Below are 18,840 nucleotides of genomic sequence, written 5' to 3'. Positions count from 1 at the left end.
GGCGGCAGGCGTCATGGCGTTAACCGGCTGCGGCAGCATCATCAGCCGCACGGTGCCCGGCGCCGGGCATGGCCATCAATATTACCCGGGCGTGCAATGGGATCTGCGCGATACGCCCTGGCGCTACATCACGGTGATCGACGTACCGCTGTCGATGGTGGTGGATACCTTTATGTTGCCGTTTGATGCACAGCACGGGCCTTACGAGTAAATCGGATCCCGTGTGGCGAACACCAGCAACTGATATCCGTGCCGGCCGCAGCGGAAAGGTGCCAGCACCGTCATCTTCAACCCTTGCTCGTGGGCGGTCAGTGAATGCGGATTGTCGTCGTCAATAAACAGCGCGCCGACATCGAACTCATCGCGGGTGCATGCCTTGACGGCCGCGAACAACCGTTTGAGCACCCCTTTGCCGCGCCAGGCGACATCAAGGCACACCGGGCCATACAAAAACACCTTCTGCTCACGGAGTGCCCGGCCGTTGAATGACTGATTGCCGAGCGTATCGAGCATTGCATCCACCACCGGCGGGCGCGGCTGCATATCGGTGGGCATCAGGCAGACAAAGCCCGCCAACGCGTGATCTTCTACCGCCACCAGAATGCCCAGACGCCGGTTAATGCTTTCTAGCTGAGCCTCATCCATACGCGAGACGATGAACCCTTGCCGTTTTTGGCTCTCGCTAAGGTTTGCCGGGGTATTTTGCGACTGCAGTTGCAGGATAGCGGGGTAATCGGCGCGGCCTGCCTGGCGGATGATCATGAATCCTCCTGGGAGAACATGATGGGGGTCGGACAGGTTAACACCCATCCGACGTTATTCAGCGTTCATCCCACTCGTCTGCGGCAGCCTGACCCTCTTCAGTGTCCAGCGGCGGATCGAGCTGAAAATCACCTTCCTCCCACTCGTGCAGCGTATTTTCATCTATCCATTCCGCTCTGATTTCCACTTCGTCGTAGTCACCGTCAAAAATAGCCTGGGCGGCAGCGCCGCTGCGTAGCGTGAAACACTCGACCGATTCGCCTTCCTCCTCAAAGAATTCGGCCTGCCACATGATATCACCGTCCAGCATCACGTATTTTTGCAGATTGAACTGTTGCGGTACCGGCGGTTCATCGTCATTGCCGCTTTCGGCGGATTCAATAAACTCCTCGCGCGCCGCTTCGATAGCTTCTTCCAGGGTTGCATACAGGCTCATGTCCGTCTCCAGTCACAGTGAGGTTAATGAAAGGGCTTTGGCAGCGCCAAAGCGTCATGACATACGTCAGAAGTAATTGTTGTCTCACTGGCGCAGGATGCAAATTTTTTTGTTGTCCGTTTTGCGACGACGATTGTCCGCTAAGCGGGAGCAGCGAATAACCGGGCGGGAAATAATAAGGCATTGTCTACGACTACCCAGGAGATCGCTATGTTAACCAACCCTTCAAGCAAATATCGCCCGTTCCCGCCGGTGGCGTTACCGGATCGCCAATGGCCCGGTCGCACCCTTGAGCAGGCGCCGCGTTGGTGCTCCAGCGATCTGCGTGACGGTAATCAGGCGTTGGCGGAGCCGATGGATAACGGCCGTAAACGCCAGTTTTACCAGTTGTTGCTGCAGTGCGGGTTTAAAGAAATCGAGGTGGCGTTCCCCTCGGCGTCGCAAACGGATTTTGATTTTGTGCGTTCGCTGATTGAGGAGCAGTTGATCCCGGACGATGTCAGCATTCAGGTGTTGACTCAGTCGCGTGACGATCTGATCGATCGCACCTTTGAATCGCTGCGCGGCGCCCCTCGCGCTATCGTGCATTTGTATAACGCCACCGCCCCCATGTTCCGCGAGATTGTGTTCAGGCAGGACAAAGCGGCGACGGTGGCCTTGGCGGTGAATGGCGCGTTGCGCATCCGCCAGCAGTGCGAATTGCAGCCGGAAACGGCCTGGACCTTCGAGTACTCGCCGGAAACCTTCTGCTTTACCGAATTGGAATTCGCGCTGGAGATTTGCGAGGCGGTGGCCGATGTCTGGCAGCCAGGTCCTGGGCGGCCAATGATCATCAACCTGCCGGCGACGGTAGAGGTCAGTACGCCTAATGTGTATGCCGATCAGATCGAATGGTTTTGCCGCCGCTTCAGCCAGCGCAAACAGGTGACGATCAGCGTGCATCCGCATAACGATCGCGGTACCGGGGTAGCCTGCGCCGAACTGGCGATGCTGGCCGGGGCCGATCGGGTGGAAGGGTGCCTGTTCGGCAACGGCGAGCGCACCGGCAATGTGGATCTGGTGACGCTGGCGCTCAATCTGTACACCCAGGGTGTTGCGCCGGGGCTGGATTTCAGCCAACTGAAGCAGGTGGTTGAGGTCGTTGAACAGTGCAACCAGTTGCCGGTGCATCCGCGTCATCCTTATGCCGGCGAACTGGTTTTCACCGCTTTTTCCGGCTCGCATCAGGATGCCATCAAGAAGGGTTTCGCCGCCCAACAGCAGCGGCAAGACGGTTTGTGGCAGGTGCCTTACTTACCGCTCGATCCGGGTGATGTCGGCTGCAGCTATGAGGCGGTGATCCGGGTTAACAGCCAGTCAGGCAAAAGTGGCGCGGCCTGGCTGCTGGAACAAAATCACGGCCTGTCGTTGCCGCGCGGGTTGCAGATTGATTTCAGCAAAGTGGTGCAACAGGCGACCGACGGCAGCGGTAAAGAGATGACTACCGCCGAATTGTGGCGGCTGTTCCGCACGACTTACGGGCTGGTTGAACAGCCGAGCCTGCAATTGCTGAGCTATCAGACAGAGAGCCATGGCGTGGAGGCTTACAGTTTCAGCGCCAGGGTATTGTTCGAGGAGCAGCAGCAGAGGCTGATGGGCGTGGGGAACGGTTTGCTGTCCAGCGCGGTGGATGCGCTGCGCCAGCGCTTTGGCCTGGCGTTGGCGATTGAGGATTATCACGAACACACCCTGGGCCATCAGAGCCACAGTCGCGCGGTGGCTTACATACGTTGCACTTTGGCGCACGGTGAGGCGGCTTATGGCGTTGGCATCGACGTCGATTCCGCCAGCGCCTCGCTGCAGGCGCTGTTTAACGTCGCCGGGCGCTACCTGGCGAAATAAACGCTCGGGGCGACGCCCAGCAGACGGCGGAACATGGCGCTGAAGGCGCTGGGGCTGTCATAACCCAGGTCCAGCGCCACTTCCAGCACCGAGTGGCCGGCCGCCAGAGCGTTTAGCGCCGCCAGCAGCCTGGCGCGGCGGACCCAGTCGCCAAAACGCAGTCCGGTTTCACGCTGAAAGCGGCGCGACAACGTGCGGCCGCTGACGCTGATATAGCCGGCCGCCTGCTCCAATTCCCAGGGCTGCGCCAGCGATTGCTGAATATGCCGGCACAGCCTCTGCAGGGCTTCACCGCGTGGCTCCGGCAAATGCAGCGGCAAAATAGGCAAGACGCGCAGCTCGTCCAGGATCAACTCCATTATCCGCTCTTCGCGCCCGCCTGGCGGATAATCCACCGCGATGTCCATTGCGCAGATAATCAGCTCGCGCAGCAGCGGCGAGATTTGCACCACTTCGCACTGCGCCGGCAGATCGGCACGTGCCAGGGGATCGACAAACAGCGCTCTGGCCGCCACCTTGCCGGTGATGCGCAGGCTATGCTCCATCCGTGCCGGCAACCAGACGCCGCGGCCTGGCGGCACCACCCAACTGCCCAGGCGGGTGTTTACCTGCACCACGCCGCTAAGGCTGTGGATCAGCTGCGCACAGTTATGGTGGTGAAGGGGCTCGAAATCGCCGTGTTGGTAATCTTTGGCAATCGGCACAATCGACCGGTTGGTTGGCATTAAGTCGTGGCAAAGCAGCATCTGTAGCGGTATCTCCGCGCGGTGGTAAGGCGTAATGGCAGCATGCCACGCCGGAACATTTCGTACCAGTCTCTGGTGCGCCGCCGAATTATAGTCTATAAAAATACAATATATAATTTTATAAATTATTTTGAGGGTTCTATGAATATCGACAGTATGCGGCAGGCGGCAACGCAGGCTGGGGCGCTGTTGCGGGCGCTGGGCAATGAGGATCGCTTGCTGCTGCTATGCCAACTCAGCCAGCGTGAGATGTCGGTCGGTGAACTGGCGCAGACGCTGGGGATCCGTCAGCCGACGCTTTCCCAGCAATTGAGCGTATTGCGGCAGGAAGGGCTGGTGTCAACGCGACGCGAGGGCAAGCAGATTTACTATGCCGTCAGCGATGAAAAAGCGCTGACGATCCTCAGCACCTTGTATCAACTTTATTGCCCGGCACCGGGAGCGACACCATGACCATTGACTGGCTGCATTTCACGCCGCTTTCCGCACTGGCAGGCGGGGGGATTATCGGCATCGCGGTGGCGCTGCTGTTGGTGTTTAACGGCCGCATCGCCGGTATCAGCGGTATCACCGGTGGGCTGTTGACGCCGGGCGGTACAGAGAAAGCCTGGCGTGGCGCATTTCTTGTCGGGTTGCTGATTTCCCCCTGGCTGTATCGTATTGCCGGCCCTTTACCGGAAATGCCGGTCAGCGGCGGTAGCTTGTGGTTGATGGCGGCCGGGTTGCTGGTCGGTCTGGGGACCCGGTTGGGGGGCGGATGCACCAGCGGCCACGGCGTATGCGGCATGGCGAGGCTGGCACCGCGTTCGCTGGCTGCTACGGCGGTATTTATGCTGCTGGGGTTTATCACCGTCTGGGTTGTCCGTCACTTGGCAGGAGGCTAAAACCATGTTCAGGATTTTATTTGCGCTGTTGAGCGGGGTCATTTTCGGTTTGGGCTTGATTGTCGCCGGGATGGCCAACCCGGCCAAAGTGCTGGCCTTTCTCGATATTACCGGCCATTGGGACCCGTCGCTGGCTTTGGTCATGGTGGGGGCGATTGCGGTAGCGGCGCCGGCGTTTTTGTGGGCCCGGCGTCGGCAGAGAACGCTGTTGGGCGAGACGTTGCTCATTCCCACGAATCGCCGTCTGGATCGCCGTTTACTGGCGGGCAGCGCGCTGTTCGGCATTGGCTGGGGCATGGCGGGTATCTGCCCCGGGCCGGCGTGGGTGCTCGCGGGAGCGGGCTCGTTACCTGGCTGGCTGTTCGTGGCGGCGATGCTGGTGGGCATGGCGCTGTATGAATTCATCATGATACGGAGAAAATAATGCCGATAGCCAACGCGGTGCTGCGTATTGCGCGCCCGACCGATCGTCTGCAGGAAATCGCTGCGATGTACTGTCAGGGATTAGGGTTCGAACGGTTGGGGGAATTTTCCGATCACCAGGGTTTTGACGGCGTAATGGTCGGGCATCCGCAGCACGGTTATCACCTGGAGTTTACCCACCATCGCGGCGTAAAGGTGGGGCTGGCGCCGACGCAGGATCACCTGCTGGTGTTTTATCTGCCGCAAGAAGGAGAATGGCGCGCAGGGTGCCGACGCATGTTGGCCGCCGGTTTTCGGCACGTGGCTTCTTACAACCCTTATTGGGATAACGGCGGGCAGACCTTCGAAGATCTGGACGGTTACCGCGTGGTGCTGCAACGGCAGGCGTGGGGAAAATAAAAAAGCCAGCGCACCGGGCGCTGGCTTGAAGGTGAAAGAGAACGCGTTATCAGGCGTTGGTGGCCGGTTTCTGCTCGCTTTTACCCTGGGTGTTTTCCAGCATGCGACGGATAGGTACGATAAGCAGCGTCAGTACTGCAGCGCAGATCAGCAACGCAATTGAGCAGCGGGCGAACAGGTTCGGCAGCATTTCTAACTGATCGGCCTTCACATGGCCGCCAATCAAACCGGCCGCCAGGTTACCCAACGCGCTGGCGCAGAACCACAGGCCCATCATCTGACCGCGCATTCTTTCCGGGGCCAGCAGGGTCATGGTCGCCAGCCCTATTGGACTTAGGCACAGCTCACCCAGCGTCAGCATCAAAATACTGCCCACCAGCCACAGCGGGGACACGCCCGCACCGCCGTTGCCCAGTACGTTCTGCGCGGCCAGCATCATCAGGCCAAAGCCCGCAGCGGCAAACAGAATACCGATAACAAACTTGGTGATGCTGCTCAGGCGCACTTTGTTACGCGCCAGAGCCGGCCAGGCCCAGCTGAATACCGGTGCCAGCAGGATAATGAACAGGGCGTTGATTGACTGGAACCAGACCGCCGGGATCTCGAAGCCGCCAATCATACGGTTGGTGTAGTCGTTGGCAAACAGGTTGAATGAGGTAGGTTTCTGCTCGAACGCCGACCAGAAGAACGCGGCGGAGACCAACAGGATAAAGCACACCAGCAGGCGGGCGCGCTCTTTGCGGCTCAGGCCGGCAAAGGCAAACAGGTAAATAAAGTACAGGGTCACCGAAGCGGCAATCACGTAAACCAGCATGCTGGCCACCGCCACCGGATTAATCACGATCACGCCCTGTGCGATCAGGGTGACGATCACCGCCACGCCGACGGCCAATGCGATTAACCAGGCACCGACGCCGTTTTTCTTGGCGACCGGGCTGTTCCAGGTGGAATCGAGACCGACTTCGCTGTCATAGCGTTTCATTGCCGGAACGGCAAATACCCGGAAGATCACCAGCGCCACCAACATCCCGATGCCGCCGATGCCGAAGCCCCAGTGCCAGCCGTGAGAGCGGATCAGCCAGCCAGAGATCAGCGGGGCGATGAATGAGCCCATGTTGATGCCCATATAGAACAGCGAGAAACCACCGTCCCGGCGGTTGTCGCCCTTTTTGTACAAGGTGCCGACCATTACCGAGATACAGGTTTTGAACAGGCCGGAACCCAGCACGATAAACATCAGGCCGATGAAGAACAGGTTGTTGCCCATGATGGCAGACAACGCGATCGACAGGTGACCGAGCGCGATCAGAATGGAGCCGTACCACACCGCTTTTTGCTGGCCCAGCCAGTTGTCAGCCAGCCAGCCGCCCGGCAAGGCCGCCAGATACATGCTGCCGGCGAAAATACCGACGATCGCCGAGGCGTTTTCGCGTGCCAGCCCCATGCCGCCGTCATAGACCGTGGCGGCCATAAACAGGATCAGTAATGGGCGAATGCCGTAAAACGAGAACCGCTCCCACATTTCGGTAAAGAACAGGGATCCCAGCGGATAAGGATGGCCGAAGAAGGTCCGGCTTTCTTGGTTATTAACAGAGGATTGCATAACGTCTTCCCAATAAAATGCGCCGCACTTATGCGGCTTATACTGTGGTATGTATGTGTATTTAAGGAAGGTAATCCACCCAATGCGGATTACCCGACAAAACCGCAGCCGTAGCGCCCGTTAACCGTGGAAAGCGCGTCGACCTTTTTTCACTTGGCCAGTGATTGACATCTGGCGTGATATTATTTAACCATTTGATAACTGGATGGTGGTTTTGTCTAGTCCCTGTATCCCATTTTTTAGATGAAAAGTCGACAAACATCTCCTTTCTTGGTTTTTATGTTGGTTTGGAAGGGAATGTCATTGACAGCGGATTTATTGTGCTAAAAGTTAATTACTTTTTTAAAAACAGGTAATTACATTAAGATTTTTCTGGTTGATGCAGAAAGGTAAACGGCAAAAGATATCAATACGAAAAGTAGGGTAAACGGACACTAGACCCCTTTAAGTGAATCAGTGAGTGATAAATGCGGTTATTGCTCTTCCTGCAGAGTGTCTTCTCTCATTCGTGTCGTCCGGCGTTGCAAACACCACCAGGAATAGGCGGCGTTAAACAGCACCACCAGGGCGGTGACGCAAAACACCGCCCGAAAACCGTAGCTGGCGGAGACCGCAGCGCCCAGCAGCGGACCGCTGACGTTACCTACGTCGCGGAACGACTGGTTATAACTGAAAATCCGCCCGGCGACTTGATTGGTGCAGTTGTAGATCAGCAGCGTTTGCACGGCCGGCAACAGGGCACCGTCGGCGGCGCCAAGCAGGAAGCGCAATACGCCGAGCTGCCACGGCGTTTGTACAAAGGCCATGGGGATCAGCAACAACACCGAGACAATCAGCATAAATACCAGAATACGCTCCGGGCCAATTCGGTCACCCAGTTTGCCCAGCCGTGGTGCGCTCATCAACGCGGCGACGCCGGGCACCGAGGCGATCAGGCCGCTGATAAAAGCCAGATTATGGATGTTGCCGGCCAAGTCGCGCACATACAGCGTCAAAATCGGCGCGATTGATCCGGTGGCAATCTGGATAATCATGGTGGTGACGAACAGGCTGAGTATCAGTTTGGGGTTTTTCAGCGAAGCGAAGACCTGGCGCGCGTGCAGCATGTCTTTTTTCTGCACCGGGGTGAACTGTTCTTTGACGTACAGCAGCGTCAGCACAAAGCAGAGTAACAGCACGGCGGCGGTGATATAGAACACCGGTCGCAAGCCATATTGGTCGGCCAGCAGGCCACCTATCAGCGGCCCAATCAATGCGCCGCTAACGCCGCCGGTGGACAGGGTACCCAGCGCCCAGCCGCTGCGGTTGCGCGGCACCTGGGTGGCAATCAGCGCATTGGCGTTGGGAATAAAACCGCCGAGCAAGCCAAGCACCGCGCGCAGGGCTAAAAACTGCCAGATATTCTGCGCCATCCCCATCAGAAGCATCACAATCGACATACCCAATGCCGAGCGCAGCAGCATCAATTTGCGCCCACGGCGATCGGCCAACCCGCCCCAGAAGGGAGAGGCAATGGCGGAGAACAGGAAGGTGATGCTGAACACCAGGCCGGACCACATGTTCAGCGCTTCGTGGCCGGTCACACCGAGCGTTTCTACGTATAACGGCAAGAATGGCATGATCAGGCTGAAGGCGGCCCCGGTGAGGAAGCATCCCAGCCAGGCGACGAACAAGTTACGTTTCCAGTTTACTGGTTCTGGTACCGAAGCCATAAATTACCGTTGCAGAAGGTGATGCGCTTTGCTCGCAGGCGAAAACAGGGGGGCAAAGCAAGAAAGTTAGCCTGGTAAGTATGCTCCTAATTATAGGTAGCATCAATTGATGTGGCTGGGTTGTGCGAAAAATGAAATAAAGTTTTAAAAATAACGCGTTGCCGGTATTCCGCGCTGGCTGCGCGGAATATGCCGGTGGTTATCAAACGGCATCGCTGTTGGTGGCAACCTGAAATTTAGAGGGACTTACAGCCCGGCGAGCACGTCAAAACCGTTGCCGGTGGTAGAGGGGGTGAAATCGGTAATGTCGTAGTTGGCCACGGCGTTGAACGGATCCTGTGCCACGATGCTATCCAACTGCGCACGGTCAATGCCTTTCACCAGAATCACACCGCCAGTACGCGGATTTTTACGTCCGGAGGCGATGAAGGTACCGTCCTGGAAATATTTTTTCAGCCAGGCAACATGTCCCTCGAGATGGCTGTCAACTTCTTCTATCGGGCGATGGTAAGTCAGGCTAACGATATACATAACGGCTCCAGGGTGAAAATAGTGAGTACGATCAGGATGATTACCCTCTCACCATTATCCCCGTTTCTCAATACCCAGAGCACAAAATGACCCGCCATCAGGCGGGTTGTGGTCAATATAACGAGGGCTCGCCTTCGGGGCGGGTCTTGAAGCGGCGGTGCAACCACATGTACTGATCGGGCGCCATCAGGATCTCTTTTTCCACCACTTTATTCATAAACGCGGCGGCCACGAATTCATTGTCCAGCGGGAAGTTTTCCACTGCCGGCTGCATAATCAACTCATAACCTTTGCCATCCGGCAGACGACGCGGGGTAAAGGGAATGATTGCCGGTTTGCCCATTCGCACCAGTATGTAGCTGCCGGTGGTGGTCGCTGCCTTCTCCACGGCGAACAGCGGGGCGAATACACTGCTGCGCGGGCCGTAGTCGTGATCCGGCGCATACCAGATGATGTCACCCTGTTTCAGCGCGCGGATCATGCCTTTCACGTCTTTACGGTCCAGCATGGACTTGTTGGAACGCATGCGGCCCCAGGTTTGCAGCCAGTCCATCAGCTTGTTGTCGTGTGGGCGGTAAACGCCGATACCCGGGTTATGAATGCCAAAGATACGTGCGCCCAGTTCCAGCGTAAGGAAATGCAAACCGATCAGCAAAACGCCCTGATGGTTGTCGCGTGCCTTTTGAATGTGCTCCAACCCGCTGACGTGGAACCAGCGCTCGATACGCCAGTTTGGCCAAAACCAGGCCATGCCGGTTTCAAACAGCCCCATGCCGACGGACTCAAAATTTTGCACCAGCAGCGCTTCGCGTTCGGCCTGCGGCATATTAGGGAAGCACAGCGTCAGGTTACGCCGGGCAATCGCCACGCGATGCTTGAGAAAACGCATGGAAAAACGGCCCAGAGAGGTCCCGAGGCGGTAAATAATCGGGTAAGGCAGTAATACCAGCAAATAAAGCAGGCCAATACCGAACCAGGTAAGCCAGTAACGCGGGTGCAATAAAGTGCGATTAAAAGAAGGAACTTGAGTCATGTGTTCTCAGCTTAGAAGCAGTCATTCAACAATAATAACAGAGTAATAGCAGGGTTTATCCTTTAGACGGACATTTTATTCACCCTGCTTTTTCTGTCGTTTATAACGACCATTGTGACATTTTTCTCGCGCAACGTGAAAAAACACCGCATTAATACATCATTTTAAGTGATGACTGGACATGACATGATTATTAATTCATCTAAATCGCTCTAAAGGATAAGGTTCGCGCACAAGAGATGCGTATCATGACCGCGCAATTATTCAGAAGGGGGCGTTATGTGGGCATCATGGTTAAGTTCTGGGCTGCTGATCCTTGGGGCATTATTGGGCAGTCTGGGCGCGCACCTGCAGTTTAACCCTCTGCTGGCGGTTGCGGGAGGGGCGCTGTTGGCGGGGATAGTGATTTCCGGTTTTACCGAATGTCGACTTGGGCGCTGAGCGCCCAAGCCATGTCTGTCAGTCGTTTTTAAACAGTCCCTTCAATACGTGAGGCTCGCAACGCCAGTACTGTGGCGGTGCGCTGACTTTTTCACCTAACCTGGCGGCGGCGTGCCATGGCCAGCGCGGGTTGTACAAAATGCCGCGCGCCAGCGCCACCATGTCCGCTTGGCCGGTGGCGACAATCGCCTCAGCCTGTTCCGGCTCGGTGATGAGTCCCACAGCGATAGTTGGCAGACCGCTTTCGCGTTTGATGATTTCGGCAAACGGCACCTGATAACTCGGGCCGACCGGGATCTTCTGCTGAGGCGAAAGGCCGCCGCTGGAAACGTGGATATAATCGCAACCCAACTCTTTCAGCGCTTTCGCCAGCACCACCGATTGCCGTTCATCCCAACCGCCTTCCACCCAATCGCTGGCGGAAATCCGCACGCCGAGCGCTTTTTCCGCCGGGAACACTGCGCGCACTTCATTGAAAATCTCCAGCAGCAAGCGCATGCGATTTTGCAACGAGCCGCCGTATTGATCGTTGCGCTGGTTGGCCAGGGGGGAAAGGAACTGGTGCAGCAGATAACCGTGTGCGCCATGCAGCTCTATCAGCTCGAAGCCCAGGCGATCGGCACGTTTTGCCGCCGCAACGAACTGCGCTTTCAACCGTTCGATATCGTTCAGACTCATCGCCGCAGGGGGGGCATCATGCGGTGAGAAGGGCAAAGGGGAGGCGGATTGGGTTTGCCAGCCACCGCGTGCGGCGCTGAGTTGCCCGCCGCCCTCCCAGGGAATGCCGTAGGAGGCCTTGCGGCCGGCGTGGGAGAGTTGAATGCCTAATGGCATGGAGGCGTGTTTTCTCACTGCCAGCACCACCTGCGCCAGCGCCTGCTCGGTAGCATCGTCCCACAGGCCGAGATCGCTGGGCGTGATGCGCCCTTCAGGCGCGACTGAGGTGGCCTCGACGATCAATAACCCTGCGCCGGACAATGACAACTGACCAAGATGCATGGTGTGCCATTCGGTGGCTTTGCCCTCGTCGGCAGAATATTGGCACATAGGGGCGATAATAATACGGTTGGGTAAATCCAGCTCCCCCAGTGAAATCGGGGTAAATAACTGACTCATGACGTCCTCCGGATCCGTGGTAAAGAGAAAGAAAACTACCCTTAGGCTTATCGGGGTTTGTGACCGGCGTCAAGTTTCCAGCGTTAAACATTGCCGCCGGGCTAATGCTGTTTTGAGCGACATTTTCGGGTATTATGTGCGCCGCGCGTGGGCCTGCGGCCCGCGTGTTCAAAATAAGCCACCTCCCGAAAGACAGGAAAGTACACCATGCCAGTGTTACATAACCGAATTTCTAATGAGGAACTGAAGGCGCGCATGCTGGCGGAAACAGAGCCACGCACCACAGTTTCTTTTTATAAATACTTCACCATCGACGATCCCAAAGCGTTTCGCGACAGCCTGTACGTTGAGTTTGACAAGCTGAAGGTATTTGGCCGCATTTATGTGGCCAAAGAGGGCATCAACGCCCAGATCAGCGTGCCGCAGAACAAGTTCGACGCGTTTAAAGCCGCGCTGTTTGCCTCGCACCCGGCGCTGGATCAGGTGCGTCTGAATATCGCCTTGGAAGATGACGGTAAATCTTTCTGGGTGCTGCGCCTTAAGGTGCGCGATCGCATCGTCGCCGATGGGATTGACGATGAGAGCTTCAACCCGGCGAATGTGGGTGAGTATTTGCAGGCCGACCGCGTCAACCAGATGATTGACGATCCGGATACGCTGTTTGTGGATATGCGTAACCATTACGAATATGAAGTCGGCCACTTTGAAAATGCCATCGAAGTGCCTTCAGACACTTTCCGCGACCAACTGCCGATGGCGGTTGAGATGCTGCAGGACAATAAAGACAAAAATATTGTCATGTACTGCACCGGCGGCATCCGCTGTGAAAAAGCCAGCGCCTACATGCTGCATAACGGCTTCAAAAACGTCTACCACGTGGAAGGCGGGATTATCGAGTACGCACGCAAAGCGAAAGAGCAGGGATTGCCGCTGAAGTTTGTCGGCAAGAACTTTGTGTTCGATGAGCGCATGGGCGAGCGGATTTCTGACGATGTGATCGCCAATTGCCACCAGTGCGGCGCCGCCTGCGATACTCACACCAACTGCAAGAATGACGGCTGCCATTTATTGTTTATTCAATGCCCGACCTGCTCCGCCAAATTTGAAGGGTGTTGCAGCGAGATCTGCCGCGAAGAGCTGAAGTTGCCGCGTGAAGAACAGCGCGCTCGCCGAGCCGGCCGTGAAAATGGCATCAAGATTTTCAATAAGTCGAAAGGGTTGTTGCAGACCACGATGCACATTCCGGCACCTGAGGATGAAGGCCCAGCAAGCTGAGCCAATGATAAGCGCGGCAGATTTGCCGCGCTTTATACCCGTCGCCTTTCAGGCAACTCATAGCGCGCAGTATTACTTCGCGCGTACGCCTTCGACAGAAATAATCAGCTCAACATCCTGCGATGCCGGGCCGAGATCGGTAGTGATGCCGAAGTCTTTCAGCTTGATTTTACCGTTGGCCGCAAAGCCGGCGCGGTAGCCACCCCATGGATCATTACCCTGGCCGATCAGTTTGGCGTCCAGTGTTACCGGTTTGGTAACGCCGTTCAGCGTCAGATTACCGACCACGGCATAGCCGTCACCGCTCTTTTTCACTTCGGTGGATTCAAACTTGGCCTGTTTGTTTTTTTCCACGTTCAAAAACTCTGCGCTGCGCAGATGTTTGTCGCGTTCGGCGTGATTGGTGTCGACGCTGGCGGTATTGATAGTGACGTTAACCTTGTCCTTGGACGGATCTTTTTCGTCGAAGGTGAAGCCGCCGTCAAAGTCTTTGAAGGTGCCGTACAACCAGCTGTAACCCAAGTGCTGGATGCGGAATTCGATAAAGGCGTGTTGCCCTTGTTTGTCAATTTTGTAGTCGGCAGCCAGCGCGGAACCGGCGCTCAGCAGCAGTGCGCCTGCGGTCAGGCCCAGTACGGTTTTCTTCAACATAGCAATCTCCATAAATCCAAAGGTTAATCGGCGCTGCTACCCAGCATCCGTTTCAAAGTCACATCACGATCAATAAAGTGATGTTTAAGCGCAGCCAGGCCGTGCAGTAGCGAGAGCACGACGACGGTCCAGGCCAGATAAAGGTGGATAGTGCCGGCGGTATCGGCCTGTTCAGCCATGCCGGTGACGGTGGCGGGGATGTCGAACCAGCCGAAAACGCTGATCGCCTGGCCGTCGGCGGTGGAAATCAGATAGCCGCTGATCAGGATGCTGAACAACACGACATACAGCGCGATATGAGCCAGTATCGCACTGACGCGAGTAAAACGACTGTAGCTGGCCAGCGGTTTTGGCGGCGGTGAAACGAAACGCCAGATCACCCGAACCACCATGACGATGAACAACAGTGTACCGATGCTTTTATGGATTTCCGGTGCCTGGTGGTACCAGACATCGTAATAGCCCAGCGTGACCATCCACAAGCCCAGGGCAAACATGCCGTAAACCGTCAGCGCAACCAGCCAATGGATTAGCACTGAAATATGGCCAAAGCGGCTGGCGGTATTTTTCCAAAGCATCTTGTTTCCTTACATTCATCATTTTCTGGGTGCAATAATTAAACTTTAAGAAACATAAAATCAATAATAAATTTAACTATGTTACTTCTTTAGAATATCAATCAGTGAATTTGCGGAAGATTGCGGGAGGTTAATCAGTGAAATCGTCGTAGCGAATATCGCCATTTGAATGTATTTTTCCGTTACCCATTGAAATAAAATCATTTTATTTATTTGTGTCAGCTTTTGTCATTTTACGTAAATGCGGTCTTTTTCTTAACAAATAATCTGCTAGCAAAGAGCGTCGATTATTTCCAGTCTGATTTTGGCAAGGGTGCGGATTTTCTTGCTGGCTGGTGTTTATCGGCAGTTTACCTGCGCTGCAGCGGCAGAGTTTGCTAACATAAGAGGCATCTGGCGGCCCTGTGGGCCTGGATTGTCAATACAAAGGAAATGTCATGGGCCGAACCCTTTTGACCGATCGCAGCCTGCGTCTGGCCATTATGTTGGCGATGCTGGTGATTATCCTTGCCGGTATTAAAGCGGCGGCAGACATCGTGGTGCCGTTCATGCTGGCGGTATTTCTGGCGATGATACTGAACCCGCTGGTGGCGCAACTCGAACGCTGGCGGATACCGCGCGTGTTGGGGGTTAGCTTATTGGTGGTGGCCGTGGTGGTGGTGCTGATGCTGTTTATCGGCATGCTGGGTGCCTCGTTGAATGAGCTTGCCCGTTCATTGCCGCAATACCGCGGCATGATGATGGAAAAACTGCGCGAGCTGCAACATTACGCCGATCGTTTCAACATTACCCTGTCCACCGTGGCGATGCTGCAGTATGTCGACCCAAGCGCAGCGATGAACCTGGTCACTCGTCTGCTGAGCCACCTTTCCGGCGCTATGACCAATATCTTCCTGCTGCTGATGACCGTGGTGTTTATGTTGTTTGAAGTACAGTTGCTGCCTTACAAGCTGCAACAGGCGCTGGACAAGCCCAGTGAGGGGATTGCCAATATTCAGCGTGCACTGGAGGGGGTGACCCGTTATCTGGTGATCAAAACGGCGATCAGTCTGGCGACCGGCATTATTGTCTGGGTGTTCCTTGCTGCGGTCGGCGTACGCTTTGCGTTTATCTGGGGGTTACTGGCATTTTTGCTGAATTATATTCCCAATATCGGTTCGGTGATCGCCGCCATTCCGCCATTGATTCAGGCCCTGTTGTTTAACGGCTTTGGTGATGCGTTAGTGGTGGCGGGGGGCTTTATCATGATCAATCTGGTGATTGGCAATATGCTGGAGCCGAGGATCATGGGGCGAGGGCTGGGGTTATCGACGCTGGTGGTCTTTCTTTCGCTGATTTTCTGGGGATGGCTGATGGGGCCGGTAGGCATGTTGCTCTCGGTACCGCTGACTATTATTGCCCGCATCGCGCTGGAAACCACTGACGGGGGGCATAAAATGGCCGTTATCCTCGGCGATGGTCGGCCGGGCAAGAAAGTCACCTCGGAGTAAAGAAAAATCAGAAAGGGGGAGAGCGGGCGCGTAGCGCGTCCGTGACGACAATCTGCCGGGGGCTTAGAAACGCCTGAAACACAAACGGGGAAGGTTGACGTAGCGCCTTGAGTCAGGTCATTCAGGCCATAAAGAAGAAATAGACATCAAGCGCTAGCACCAGTAGCCACAGACAGAGGTACAGCACCAGATGTTCGCGTACATTGTTGACGATCGCCGACAGTATTTTGTTTAGCATTCTAAGCAGCCAAAAGGTTAGGACCGCTGATTATAGTATTTTTGTAGCCAACGTTAATACTGCGAAAGGGCAAAGTGTGGGATCAGAGGTGAGTTTCACCTCTTTGAACAAGTTATACGGCCAGCAGAGACAGCGACATCGGGGCGGCCGGCGCGCTTGGCGGGTAGAAATAACGCAGTACGTTATAGAGAGAGTAAAACTCCAAGCGGTTGCGGGCGTTGATTTTTTCCGTGATATGGCGTTTGTGAACATAAACCGTGTGTGAGCTGATTTGCATCTTTTTCGCGATACGGTAATTCGGCATTTCCGCCATCCAGTGTTTCATCACCGTCAGTTCTTGCGGGCTGAACAGGGAGTGTTCAACGCCAGCATCCATCAGTGCAACAGGCTTTTCCTTCAGCATGCGCAGGGTAACGGGCAAAATACTTTTGTTGAACAGGAAGGCGTTATCAGTGATGCGCATCGGCGTTTCGCTGTAGGGATAAGGCGTGTCCAAATAAATAAACAGCAGCGCCGAGGGGCTAGCCTCAATAAAAGCCTGCAACTGAGTATCGTCGTCGTTATAGCGGCAATGCTTGGTCAGGTTTACCAGGATGTGGCTCGGCTGGTAACTGCTCAGTAGCGGCATCGCCTGTTCAATGCTGTGGCAACAGGTGGTCTGAACGAAAACATGGTCAGAAAAATAGTTGTCGATTCCGACTCGGGTGAAGCAGCATTCGTCCACGACAAGCAGTTTCATGGTGACGTCCTTGTTGATCGAAAAATTACTTGGGCATATCAGCTGTAAAATAAGACTTACACCATAGAGGATCAATTCGGAAATCCGGATACTTGTGTCAGAAATTTCCGTTGCCAGATTTTTTATATTATTTTTTAATGAGTTATAGGTGTGGTGAATTGTAACCGAGGGGGAAACCGCAGCCCGCGCGGGTTAACGGGTGCGGTTAGTGAATGGGAAAAGGTTAATTAAAACGTTTTAGCGCAAAGGGTGAGATGTCTACTGGCGGGTTTTTATCTTCGGCAAACAGGGCGGCGATCTCGCCCAACACGCTGGCAAACTTGAAACCATGGCCGCTCAGGCCGCTGATGACCATCAGTCGATCGCATCCCGGGACGGTATCGATAATAAAATCTTCATCCGGACTCATATCGTAACTGCATGCTTCCCCATGTAAACATACCCCTACACCCGGTAAAAATTGGCGCAGGAATTGGAAGACTTCAGTGCCATCACTGGCGAAACTGCCGAAAGGTTTGCGTTGCTCTGGCGCATCCATCTCCTGGCCGCCGTCATGCTTACCCACTTTCAGCCCGTCGTTATCGGCGGGAAAACCGTAATAATGATTGCCGTCCTGAGCCTCAACGGTAAAAGCCGGGAAACGGTTGTTGATGCTGTAACGGCCATCCGCCTGATGCCATGAAAATACTTTCCGCAGCGGTACGATAGGTAACTGCGGCAGCAGCGCTTTTACCCAGGTGCCGGCGGTAACCACCGCTTTCCGGCCCTGGAAGCGGCCTTCAGAGGTGACTACTTCGACACCGCCATCAATAGGTTCCACTGCACTGACGGGGCAATTGAACAGCTGGCTGCAACCGGCTTCATTAGCCAGTTTGATCAGGCAGGCGACGGCCTGTTCCGAGCGCAGGAACCCGGCATCGGGTTCAAACACGCCAATATAACCCTCAGGCGCGTTGAATTCAGGCCAACGCTGGTTAATCTGTTCTGTACTGAGGTTTTGCGTGTTGAGGCGGAATTTTTGCGCGCTGCGTTGGGCATTGCTGATGAATTCAGAATGCTGGGGCCCGAGGTTCAGTACTCCGCAGGCCTGAAACAGTTCTTCGCCGGTTTGCTGAATCAGTGCGTTCCACAGGGCCTGGGCGCGCAGAATCAGTGGCACATACTTTTCACCTTCGCCATAGGCATGGCGGATGATTCGTGTATCGCCGTGGTGGCTGCCGTTACGGTGTGGGGGCATCGCGCTGTCGATCATTAATACTTTCAAGCCGGATCTCGTAGCATAGTAACCCGCCGCTGCGCCTACCGAACCGCTGCCCACAACAATTAAGTCATATTCCACGTGCCGTAACCTCTCTGATATACGTTTCTTATCGGGCTATGATAAAAGGTTGGGCGCAGCAATGCACCCGTTGCGCTGTTGTGCCGGCAAAGAAAAAGGCGCCAGAGATAATCGCTGGCGCCTTAGGCTTTTTGGGGCAGTAAATTAGTGTTTTTTACGATCAAGGTCCTGGTAATCCGTTGCTTCAATCTTGGCAATGCCGGCTTCTAAAATATTGATTAATTGGCGTGCGACATCTGTAGTTAACCAAAGCGTTCTGTCTACTTGGGCTTCTTCTGGCGTCTGGTCTAGTGAAGACAGGTAATGAAGGCGTATCATCATGGCGTCATAAACGTCGACAGTACTAATATCCCAACCAACAAGCGGGTGTGTCTGAATTACTTCATCATTTCTGTCCATAAAGACCCCTTATTGAGTAGTAACTAACGTGAGTGACTAACGAGGATCAATGCGGCTCATCATCATGTGAGCAATTACAGTATACGCATATGGTTTCTGCGGTGGAGCTTTTCCATCCTTTTTTGCAAAATAAATATAATTATTCTACTGGCTGGCCAAGGAGG

Annotated in this window: 23 protein-coding genes; 9 read left to right on the top strand and 14 right to left on the bottom strand. The window is 55.1% G+C overall.

Going from position 1 to position 18,840, the window contains the following annotated elements; translation table 11 throughout:
* Positions 1–13 precede the first annotated feature (13 nt).
* Positions 14–211, top strand: a complete 198-nt coding sequence (locus ACUTSW_RS06740) for a YceK/YidQ family lipoprotein (RefSeq protein ID WP_042437287.1) — start codon at positions 14–16, stop codon at positions 209–211.
* Here the strand turns inward: ACUTSW_RS06740 and ACUTSW_RS06735 are convergent.
* Positions 202–762 (bottom strand): GNAT family N-acetyltransferase, encoded by a 561-nt coding sequence (locus tag ACUTSW_RS06735; protein WP_445583998.1) that lies wholly within the window; start codon positions 760–762, stop codon positions 202–204. The two genes, ACUTSW_RS06740 and ACUTSW_RS06735, sit on opposite strands and share 10 nt — an antisense overlap.
* A 58-nt stretch (positions 763–820) precedes the next feature.
* Positions 821–1,198, bottom strand: coding sequence for a MysB family protein (locus ACUTSW_RS06730; protein ID WP_004942988.1), 378 nt, complete (start codon positions 1,196–1,198; stop codon positions 821–823).
* Between the two features lie 210 nt (positions 1,199–1,408).
* Here ACUTSW_RS06730 and leuA point away from each other — a divergent pair, with 210 nt between their 5' ends.
* Positions 1,409–3,079: a 2-isopropylmalate synthase gene (gene leuA, locus ACUTSW_RS06725; RefSeq protein ID WP_445583997.1), complete on the top strand. Its 1,671-nt coding sequence runs from the start codon at positions 1,409–1,411 to the stop codon at positions 3,077–3,079.
* On the opposite strand, the gene ACUTSW_RS06720 is transcribed toward leuA, so the two are convergent.
* Positions 3,064–3,825, bottom strand: a complete 762-nt coding sequence (locus ACUTSW_RS06720) for an AraC family transcriptional regulator (protein ID WP_445583996.1) — start codon at positions 3,823–3,825, stop codon at positions 3,064–3,066. The two genes, leuA and ACUTSW_RS06720, sit on opposite strands and share 16 nt — an antisense overlap.
* Before the next feature lie 141 nt (positions 3,826–3,966).
* Between ACUTSW_RS06720 and ACUTSW_RS06715 the strand changes: the two genes are divergently transcribed.
* From ACUTSW_RS06715 to ACUTSW_RS06700, 4 genes are read left to right on the top strand one after another with little or no spacing between them, the layout of a single operon-like run.
* Positions 3,967–4,278, top strand: coding sequence for an ArsR/SmtB family transcription factor (locus ACUTSW_RS06715; RefSeq protein ID WP_004942994.1), 312 nt, complete (start codon positions 3,967–3,969; stop codon positions 4,276–4,278).
* The gene (locus ACUTSW_RS06710) at positions 4,275–4,709 is read left to right on the top strand and encodes a YeeE/YedE family protein (protein WP_004942996.1); all 435 of its coding nucleotides are present in this window, start codon (positions 4,275–4,277) and stop codon (positions 4,707–4,709) included. Before ACUTSW_RS06715 ends, ACUTSW_RS06710 begins: the two co-directional genes overlap by 4 nt.
* 4 nt (positions 4,710–4,713) lie before the next feature.
* The gene (locus ACUTSW_RS06705) at positions 4,714–5,133 is read left to right on the top strand and encodes a DUF6691 family protein (RefSeq protein ID WP_445583995.1); all 420 of its coding nucleotides are present in this window, start codon (positions 4,714–4,716) and stop codon (positions 5,131–5,133) included.
* Positions 5,133–5,531 (top strand): VOC family protein, encoded by a 399-nt coding sequence (locus tag ACUTSW_RS06700; protein WP_445583994.1) that lies wholly within the window; start codon positions 5,133–5,135, stop codon positions 5,529–5,531. Before ACUTSW_RS06705 ends, ACUTSW_RS06700 begins: the two co-directional genes overlap by 1 nt.
* Before the next feature lie 49 nt (positions 5,532–5,580).
* Here ACUTSW_RS06700 and ACUTSW_RS06695 read toward each other — a convergent pair whose 3' ends face one another.
* The 4 genes from ACUTSW_RS06695 to ACUTSW_RS06680 form a co-directional block, all read right to left on the bottom strand.
* Positions 5,581–7,134 carry a peptide MFS transporter gene (locus tag ACUTSW_RS06695; RefSeq protein WP_445583993.1) on the bottom strand — a complete coding sequence of 518 codons (1,554 nt, stop codon included), beginning with the start codon at positions 7,132–7,134 and terminating at the stop codon, positions 5,581–5,583.
* 473 nt (positions 7,135–7,607) lie between these two features.
* Positions 7,608–8,846 carry a multidrug efflux MFS transporter MdtG gene (gene mdtG / locus ACUTSW_RS06690; protein WP_020438835.1) on the bottom strand — a complete coding sequence of 413 codons (1,239 nt, stop codon included), beginning with the start codon at positions 8,844–8,846 and terminating at the stop codon, positions 7,608–7,610.
* Positions 8,847–9,092: 246 nt separating this feature from the next.
* Positions 9,093–9,377: a YciI family protein gene (locus ACUTSW_RS06685; protein WP_063199209.1), complete on the bottom strand. Its 285-nt coding sequence runs from the start codon at positions 9,375–9,377 to the stop codon at positions 9,093–9,095.
* 112 nt (positions 9,378–9,489) lie between these two features.
* Positions 9,490–10,410, bottom strand: a complete 921-nt coding sequence (locus tag ACUTSW_RS06680) for a Kdo(2)-lipid IV(A) acyltransferase (protein WP_062870469.1) — start codon at positions 10,408–10,410, stop codon at positions 9,490–9,492.
* 279 nt (positions 10,411–10,689) lie between these two features.
* Between ACUTSW_RS06680 and ACUTSW_RS06675 the strand changes: the two genes are divergently transcribed.
* Positions 10,690–10,851 (top strand): hypothetical protein, encoded by a 162-nt coding sequence (locus ACUTSW_RS06675; RefSeq protein ID WP_006324651.1) that lies wholly within the window; start codon positions 10,690–10,692, stop codon positions 10,849–10,851.
* A gap of 18 nt (positions 10,852–10,869) precedes the next feature.
* On the opposite strand, the gene ACUTSW_RS06670 is transcribed toward ACUTSW_RS06675, so the two are convergent.
* Positions 10,870–11,967, bottom strand: a complete 1,098-nt coding sequence (locus tag ACUTSW_RS06670) for an NADH:flavin oxidoreductase/NADH oxidase (RefSeq protein ID WP_062870470.1) — start codon at positions 11,965–11,967, stop codon at positions 10,870–10,872.
* A gap of 207 nt (positions 11,968–12,174) precedes the next feature.
* On the opposite strand from ACUTSW_RS06670, the gene trhO reads away from it, so the two are divergent.
* Positions 12,175–13,242 carry an oxygen-dependent tRNA uridine(34) hydroxylase TrhO gene (gene trhO / locus ACUTSW_RS06665; RefSeq protein ID WP_445583992.1) on the top strand — a complete coding sequence of 356 codons (1,068 nt, stop codon included), beginning with the start codon at positions 12,175–12,177 and terminating at the stop codon, positions 13,240–13,242.
* 72 nt (positions 13,243–13,314) lie between these two features.
* Here the strand turns inward: trhO and ACUTSW_RS06660 are convergent, their stop codons facing one another.
* Together ACUTSW_RS06660 and ACUTSW_RS06655 are read right to left on the bottom strand one after the other, a co-directional pair.
* The gene (locus tag ACUTSW_RS06660) at positions 13,315–13,893 is read right to left on the bottom strand and encodes a YceI family protein (RefSeq protein WP_004943016.1); all 579 of its coding nucleotides are present in this window, start codon (positions 13,891–13,893) and stop codon (positions 13,315–13,317) included.
* 23 nt (positions 13,894–13,916) lie between these two features.
* Positions 13,917–14,471: a cytochrome b gene (locus ACUTSW_RS06655; RefSeq protein WP_006322539.1), complete on the bottom strand. Its 555-nt coding sequence runs from the start codon at positions 14,469–14,471 to the stop codon at positions 13,917–13,919.
* Between the two features lie 437 nt (positions 14,472–14,908).
* Between ACUTSW_RS06655 and ACUTSW_RS06650 the strand changes: the two genes are divergently transcribed.
* Positions 14,909–15,961, top strand: coding sequence for an AI-2E family transporter (locus ACUTSW_RS06650; protein WP_445583991.1), 1,053 nt, complete (start codon positions 14,909–14,911; stop codon positions 15,959–15,961).
* Positions 15,962–16,082: 121 nt separating this feature from the next.
* On the opposite strand, the gene ACUTSW_RS06645 is transcribed toward ACUTSW_RS06650, so the two are convergent.
* The 4 genes from ACUTSW_RS06645 to bssS form a co-directional block, all read right to left on the bottom strand.
* A complete protein-coding gene (locus tag ACUTSW_RS06645; protein WP_073972042.1) occupies positions 16,083–16,199 on the bottom strand; it encodes a DUF2770 family protein in 117 nt (38 codons plus the stop codon).
* 112 nt (positions 16,200–16,311) lie between these two features.
* Complete coding sequence (locus ACUTSW_RS06640) at positions 16,312–16,938, bottom strand: LuxR C-terminal-related transcriptional regulator (RefSeq protein ID WP_445583990.1); 627 nt, start codon at positions 16,936–16,938, stop codon at positions 16,312–16,314.
* A gap of 223 nt (positions 16,939–17,161) precedes the next feature.
* On the bottom strand, positions 17,162–18,277 hold the full coding sequence (gene solA, locus ACUTSW_RS06635; RefSeq protein ID WP_197912810.1) for an N-methyl-L-tryptophan oxidase: 1,116 nt from the start codon (positions 18,275–18,277) through the stop codon (positions 17,162–17,164).
* Between the two features lie 144 nt (positions 18,278–18,421).
* The gene (bssS, locus tag ACUTSW_RS06630; protein WP_004943025.1) at positions 18,422–18,676 is read right to left on the bottom strand and encodes a biofilm formation regulator BssS; all 255 of its coding nucleotides are present in this window, start codon (positions 18,674–18,676) and stop codon (positions 18,422–18,424) included.
* Positions 18,677–18,840 lie beyond the last annotated feature (164 nt).

The organism is Serratia sp. TSA_198.1, assembly GCF_052686505.1.
The sequence above is the reverse complement of the archived record's forward strand: the minus strand, read 5'-3'. Positions and strand labels throughout refer to the sequence as shown.

Coding starts and splice junctions, on each gene's coding strand:
- bssS (WP_004943025.1), bottom strand. CDS start 18,676: ATGGACAGAAATGATGAAGTAATTCAGACACACCCGCTTGTTGGTTGG.
- ACUTSW_RS06730 (WP_004942988.1), bottom strand. CDS start 1,198: ATGAGCCTGTATGCAACCCTGGAAGAAGCTATCGAAGCGGCGCGCGAG.
- trhO (WP_445583992.1), top strand. CDS start 12,175: ATGCCAGTGTTACATAACCGAATTTCTAATGAGGAACTGAAGGCGCGC.
- ACUTSW_RS06655 (WP_006322539.1), bottom strand. CDS start 14,471: ATGCTTTGGAAAAATACCGCCAGCCGCTTTGGCCATATTTCAGTGCTA.
- leuA (WP_445583997.1), top strand. CDS start 1,409: ATGTTAACCAACCCTTCAAGCAAATATCGCCCGTTCCCGCCGGTGGCG.
- ACUTSW_RS06735 (WP_445583998.1), bottom strand. CDS start 762: ATGATCATCCGCCAGGCAGGCCGCGCCGATTACCCCGCTATCCTGCAA.
- ACUTSW_RS06740 (WP_042437287.1), top strand. CDS start 14: ATGGCGTTAACCGGCTGCGGCAGCATCATCAGCCGCACGGTGCCCGGC.
- ACUTSW_RS06705 (WP_445583995.1), top strand. CDS start 4,714: ATGTTCAGGATTTTATTTGCGCTGTTGAGCGGGGTCATTTTCGGTTTG.
- mdtG (WP_020438835.1), bottom strand. CDS start 8,846: ATGGCTTCGGTACCAGAACCAGTAAACTGGAAACGTAACTTGTTCGTC.
- ACUTSW_RS06675 (WP_006324651.1), top strand. CDS start 10,690: ATGTGGGCATCATGGTTAAGTTCTGGGCTGCTGATCCTTGGGGCATTA.
- ACUTSW_RS06685 (WP_063199209.1), bottom strand. CDS start 9,377: ATGTATATCGTTAGCCTGACTTACCATCGCCCGATAGAAGAAGTTGAC.
- ACUTSW_RS06720 (WP_445583996.1), bottom strand. CDS start 3,825: ATGCTGCTTTGCCACGACTTAATGCCAACCAACCGGTCGATTGTGCCG.
- ACUTSW_RS06660 (WP_004943016.1), bottom strand. CDS start 13,893: ATGTTGAAGAAAACCGTACTGGGCCTGACCGCAGGCGCACTGCTGCTG.
- ACUTSW_RS06680 (WP_062870469.1), bottom strand. CDS start 10,410: ATGACTCAAGTTCCTTCTTTTAATCGCACTTTATTGCACCCGCGTTAC.
- ACUTSW_RS06710 (WP_004942996.1), top strand. CDS start 4,275: ATGACCATTGACTGGCTGCATTTCACGCCGCTTTCCGCACTGGCAGGC.
- ACUTSW_RS06645 (WP_073972042.1), bottom strand. CDS start 16,199: ATGCTAAACAAAATACTGTCGGCGATCGTCAACAATGTACGCGAACAT.
- ACUTSW_RS06670 (WP_062870470.1), bottom strand. CDS start 11,967: ATGAGTCAGTTATTTACCCCGATTTCACTGGGGGAGCTGGATTTACCC.
- ACUTSW_RS06640 (WP_445583990.1), bottom strand. CDS start 16,938: ATGAAACTGCTTGTCGTGGACGAATGCTGCTTCACCCGAGTCGGAATC.
- ACUTSW_RS06700 (WP_445583994.1), top strand. CDS start 5,133: ATGCCGATAGCCAACGCGGTGCTGCGTATTGCGCGCCCGACCGATCGT.
- ACUTSW_RS06650 (WP_445583991.1), top strand. CDS start 14,909: ATGGGCCGAACCCTTTTGACCGATCGCAGCCTGCGTCTGGCCATTATG.
- ACUTSW_RS06715 (WP_004942994.1), top strand. CDS start 3,967: ATGAATATCGACAGTATGCGGCAGGCGGCAACGCAGGCTGGGGCGCTG.
- ACUTSW_RS06695 (WP_445583993.1), bottom strand. CDS start 7,134: ATGCAATCCTCTGTTAATAACCAAGAAAGCCGGACCTTCTTCGGCCAT.